Origin of the sequence: Albidovulum sp., from assembly GCF_041919395.1 — a bacterium.
Taxonomy (GTDB): Bacteria; Pseudomonadota; Alphaproteobacteria; order Rhodobacterales; family Rhodobacteraceae; genus Albidovulum.
Map to the genome: position 1 here is coordinate 1 of NZ_JAYRTX010000150.1, position 4,641 is coordinate 4,641.

General features: G+C 70.4%; 4 protein-coding genes. 3 read left to right on the top strand and 1 reads right to left on the bottom strand.

The genetic code is table 11. The features are described from left to right. Nucleotides 1-213 precede the first annotated feature (213 nt). From pepN to ACMUOO_RS16485, 3 genes are all read left to right on the top strand, one after another. On the top strand, nt 214-2,796 hold the full coding sequence (gene pepN, locus ACMUOO_RS16475) for an aminopeptidase N (RefSeq protein WP_413855743.1): 2,583 nt from the start codon (nt 214-216) through the stop codon (nt 2,794-2,796). Next, nucleotides 2,789-3,535: an SDR family oxidoreductase gene (locus ACMUOO_RS16480; protein ID WP_413855744.1), complete on the top strand. Its 747-nt coding sequence runs from the start codon at nt 2,789-2,791 to the stop codon at nt 3,533-3,535. The genes pepN and ACMUOO_RS16480 overlap by 8 nt, the downstream gene beginning before the upstream one ends. Before the next feature lie 179 nt (nt 3,536-3,714). Next, the gene (locus ACMUOO_RS16485) at nt 3,715-4,128 is read left to right on the top strand and encodes a hypothetical protein (protein WP_301917391.1); all 414 of its coding nucleotides are present in this window, start codon (nt 3,715-3,717) and stop codon (nt 4,126-4,128) included. A gap of 9 nt (nt 4,129-4,137) precedes the next feature. On the opposite strand, the gene ACMUOO_RS16490 is transcribed toward ACMUOO_RS16485, so the two are convergent. Beyond that, nucleotides 4,138-4,641 (bottom strand): transglycosylase SLT domain-containing protein (locus ACMUOO_RS16490; RefSeq protein WP_413855745.1); only part of this gene is annotated, 504 nt, incomplete at its 5' end.

Sequence of the window (4,641 nt, forward strand, 5' to 3'; positions counted from 1 at the left end):
TATCGATGGCAGGACCAGGGTCACGCTTTCGATGACCTTCGTCACCGCCGAGGAATACGAGACCGCAAAGGGCTTCGGGGCGGTGGAACTGGGGCTACAGACGCTCGGCAAGCTTGCCGCCCATATCGGCGCGGCCTGAGCGGTTGCGGTTGGCGGGCGGAGGACCTAACCTCTGCCCCCTAACCGGCCCGAAGCCCCCCCCCGAGAGCCCCGATGAAAGACGCCGCGCCCCAGCCGACCCTGCTTGCCGATTATGCCCCCTACCCGTTCACCGTGACCGGCGTCGACCTGACCTTCCGGCTTTCGCCCGCGGCCACCCGCGTCTTGTCGCGGGTCGCCTTCGCACCCAACCCGGCGCGGCCGGGGCGGCACGACCTGCGCCTTGACGGCGAAAGGCTCGCGCTCCTCTCGGCGCGGATCGACGGTCGCGCCGTGACGCCCGCCGAGGACGCGGCCGGCCTGACCGTCGCGGCCGACGACCTGCCCGAGGGCCCCTTCACCTGGGAGGCGGAGGTGGAGATCGACCCCGTCGCCAATACCGCCCTCGAAGGGCTCTACATGTCGGGCGGCATGTTCTGCACCCAGTGCGAGGCGGAGGGCTTCCGCAAGATCACCTTCTACCCCGACCGGCCCGACGTGATGGCGCCCTTCAAGGTCCGCATCGAGAGCGGCCTGCCGGTGCTTCTGTCGAACGGCAATCCGACCGGCGCCGGCAAGGGCTGGGCGGAATGGACCGACCCCTGGCCGAAGCCCGCCTACCTCTTCGCGCTGGTCGCGGGCGATCTCGTCGCGGTGCGCGACGGCTTCACCACCCGTTCCGGCCGCAAGGTCGACCTGGCCATCTGGGTCCGCAAGGGCGACGAGGACCGCTGCGCCTATGCGATGGACAGCCTCAGGCGGTCGATGAAATGGGACGAGGACGCCTATGGCCGCGAATACGACCTCGACGTCTTCAACATCGTCGCCGTCGATGACTTCAACATGGGCGCGATGGAGAACAAGGGGCTGAACATCTTCAACTCCAAGCTCGTCCTCGCCAGCCCCGAGACCGCGACCGACGCCGATTTCGAGCGCATCGAGGGCGTCATCGCGCATGAATATTTCCACAACTGGACCGGCAACCGCATCACCTGCCGCGACTGGTTCCAGCTTTGCCTGAAGGAGGGGCTGACGGTCTTCCGCGACCAGCAGTTCACCTCGGACATGCGTTCGGCGCCGGTCAAGCGCATCGAGGACGTGCTGACCCTGCGCGCCCGCCAGTTCCGCGAGGATATGGGGCCGCTCGCCCATCCGGTCCGGCCGGAAAGCTATATCGAGATCAACAATTTCTACACCGCCACGGTTTACGAGAAGGGCGCCGAGGTCATCGGCATGCTGAAGCGCCTTGTCGGCGATGACGGCTACCGCCGCGCCCTCGACCTCTATTTCGACCGCCACGACGGCGAGGCGGCGACGATCGAGGACTGGCTGAAGGTCTTCGAGGATGCGACGGGGCGCGATCTTGGCCAGTTCAAGCGCTGGTACACCGACGCCGGCACGCCGCGCCTTTCGGTGTCCGAGGCCTGGTCGCCGGGGAAGGAGGGCGGCACCTACACGCTCACCTTCCACCAGAAGACGCCGCCCACCCCCGGGCAGGACGTGAAGCCCGCCCGCGTCATCCCGATCGCCGTGGGACTTCTCAATCCCAACGGCGACGAGGTGGTGCCGACCGGGATTCTGGAGATGACCGAGGTGACGCAGAGCTTCCGCTGGGAAGGGCTCGCCACGCGCCCCGTCCCGTCGATCCTGCGCGGCTTTTCCGCCCCCGTGGTGCTCGACCGGGAGGTCGACGCGAAGGAACGCGCCTTCCTCCTGGCCCATGACACCGACCCTTTCAACCGCTGGGAGGCGGGCCGGGCCCTGGCCAAGGATGCGCTGGCGCGAATGATCTGCCAGGCGGCGGAGCCCTCGCACGCGCTCATCGACGGGCTTGGCGCGGTGCTGGCCGACGACGGCCTGGACCCCGCCTTCCGGGCGCTCTGCCTTGCCCTGCCGTCCGAGGACGACCTCGCGCAGACGCTCCACGACGCGGGAGCGGTGCCCGACCCCGACCGCATCCACGCCGAACGGCTCAGGCTCGAGGCCGCCATCGCCCGGCGGCTCGAACCCGCGCTGGAGCGTGTCTACGCAGCGATGGCCACGCCCGGCGCCTTCTCGCCCGATGCCGCCTCCGCCGGGCGCCGCGCGCTCCGGCTCGCCTGCCTCGCGCTCCTCAGCCGGATCGACGGCGGCGAGCGGGCGGCGGTGCTCTTCGAGACGGCCGGCAACATGACCGAAAGCGCCGGCGCGCTGGCGAGCCTCATCGCCGCCGGCCGCGCCGAAGGCGCGCTTGCGGCCTTCCACGACCGCTGGAAGGGCAACCGGCTCGTCATCGACAAGTGGTTCGCGCTGCAACCCGCGCTCTGCGCGCCGGAGGCGGCGGCCGGAGTGGCCGAGAGGCTTTCCCGGCACCCGGATTTCGACTGGAAGAACCCCAACCGCTTCCGCGCGCTTCTGGGCGGGCTTTCGGCCAACCACGCTGGGTTCCATGCGGCTTCGGGCGCTTCCTACCGCTTCTGCGCCGACTGGCTCCTGCGGCTCGACCCGGTGAACCCGCAGACCGCCGCACGGATGTCCACCGCCTTCCAGAGCTGGGCGCGATACGACGACGGCCGCAAGGCGCGCGTCCGGGCGGAGCTTGACCGGATCCTCGCCACGCCCGGTCTCAGCCGCGATCTGACGGAAATGGCGGGCCGCATCCGGGGCGCCGATGCGTAGGGCGGCACTCGTCACCGGCGCCTCGGACGGGATCGGCCGGGCGGTCGCGCAGGAGCTTGCCGGCGCCGGGTGGGACGTGGCCGTCCACTACAACCGGAACCGCGCCGGCGCCGACCTGACGGCGAGAGGTGTCGCCGGGGCCGGCGGGCGGGCCGTGATCCTTCAGGCCGATCTTTCGGTTCCGGTCGGCGCGATGCGGCTCATGTCGGAGTACGGCGCGGCCTTCGGCCGGATGGACGCGCTGGTCAACAACGCCGGCATCGTCGACCGTGCCGCGCGGGTGGAGGAGATGACCGCGGAGCGGCTGACGCGGATGTTCGCCGTCAACCTCACCGCGCCGTTTCTCCTCGCCGGCCACGCCGCGCGGCGCATGTCCACCCGCCATGGCGGCTCGGGGGGCGTGATTGTCAATGTCTCCTCGATTGCGGCCCGGCTCGGTTCGGGCGGGCAGTATGTGGACTATGCCGCCTCCAAGGCCGGGCTCGACGCGCTGACGAAGGGGCTTGCCGACGAGGTTGCGGCCGAGGGCGTGCGCGTCGTCTCGGTCCGCCCCGGCCTCGTCGACACCGCAATCCACGGCAAGGGCGGCGAGCCCGACCGCGCCATCCGGCTTGCCGACCGCATCCCGATGCGCCGCGCCGGCACGGCCCGGGAAATCGCGCGGACAATCCTGTGGCTGCTCTCCGGGGACGCCTCCTACATCACCGGCACGACGATCGACGTCTCGGGCGGGCGCTGAGGCCGCGCGAATCGCGCCTCGCGCGGAAACAGCGCGCCGGCGCGCCGCCAATCGGCCGCGCGCGTCGCCATCGTTTCGCCGGTGTCGCCAGAAGCCGGAGAACCGTCGAAGGTATTTCCCATCGGGCCGGCAGGGGCCTAAGCTTGCGACGGGTGTATCTGTTTGGGGGCGTGCGTTCCATGAATGTGGAAGCGTTCGGCCGTCTGCGCCAGGCCCGCAGGCCTGGCATGTATCTCGCGCTCGGGATCGCGATGGCGGCCGTCTATCTCAGTCTGACGCTGGAAATGAACCGGCTCGCTCCTGCGCTGGCCGTCATCTGGCTCGGCCTCGTGCTCGCGCGGCTTGTCCGCAATCCTGGGCGCGGCTTCCGGCTCGGGCAGGACCGGATCGACTGGTTCACCGAGAGGGGCCGGCAGAGTGCGCGGCTCGACGACCTGCAAAGCGTACGGATCGGGCGGAGCCCCGAGGGGCAGACGGTCTGCGTCCTCTGCCTTGCAGATGGCCGCACCGCCCCGCTTTCGGGCGTGGGGCAGATGGACGAGCGCGACCTCATGCGCGAATTCGGCCGACGAGGCATCCGCATCATCGCCTGACGGCGGCCGTCAGCCCTTGCAGTAGGGCTGGCCGCTGGTCCAGGCGGCGATGTCTGCCCGCTTGGACCCGACCCGCATCGGCGCCCAGTCGCGCGCGATCCCGCGCCAGCCGTCACCGTCCGAGACGATGGCCCCGTCGCGGCCGACCTGTGCTGCCGCGATCTTCACGGCGCAGGCCAGGTTGGCGCTGCCATCGGTGAGGCCCTTGCCGTCGGGAACGGCACAACCGTAGTTGCGCGCCGTTCCGGGCGCGATCTGCATGAGCCCGATCCACTGGCCGCCGCCACCCCTTGCCTGCGGATTCCAGGTGCTTTCGTGCTTGGCCAGAGCCGAGAAGAGACCGGCCCAGAAGGCACGCCGCTCCGGCATCGAGGCTTCTTCATACTTGGGGCAGAACTGGTCCACGTCCGCCGGCACCGTCGAGGCGAGCACCGCGCCCTCCGCCGTCAGCGCCTTGAGGGTCGCCGCCGTCCATTCCTCCGCCTCGGGCCGATGGTCCCAGCGCATGACGGG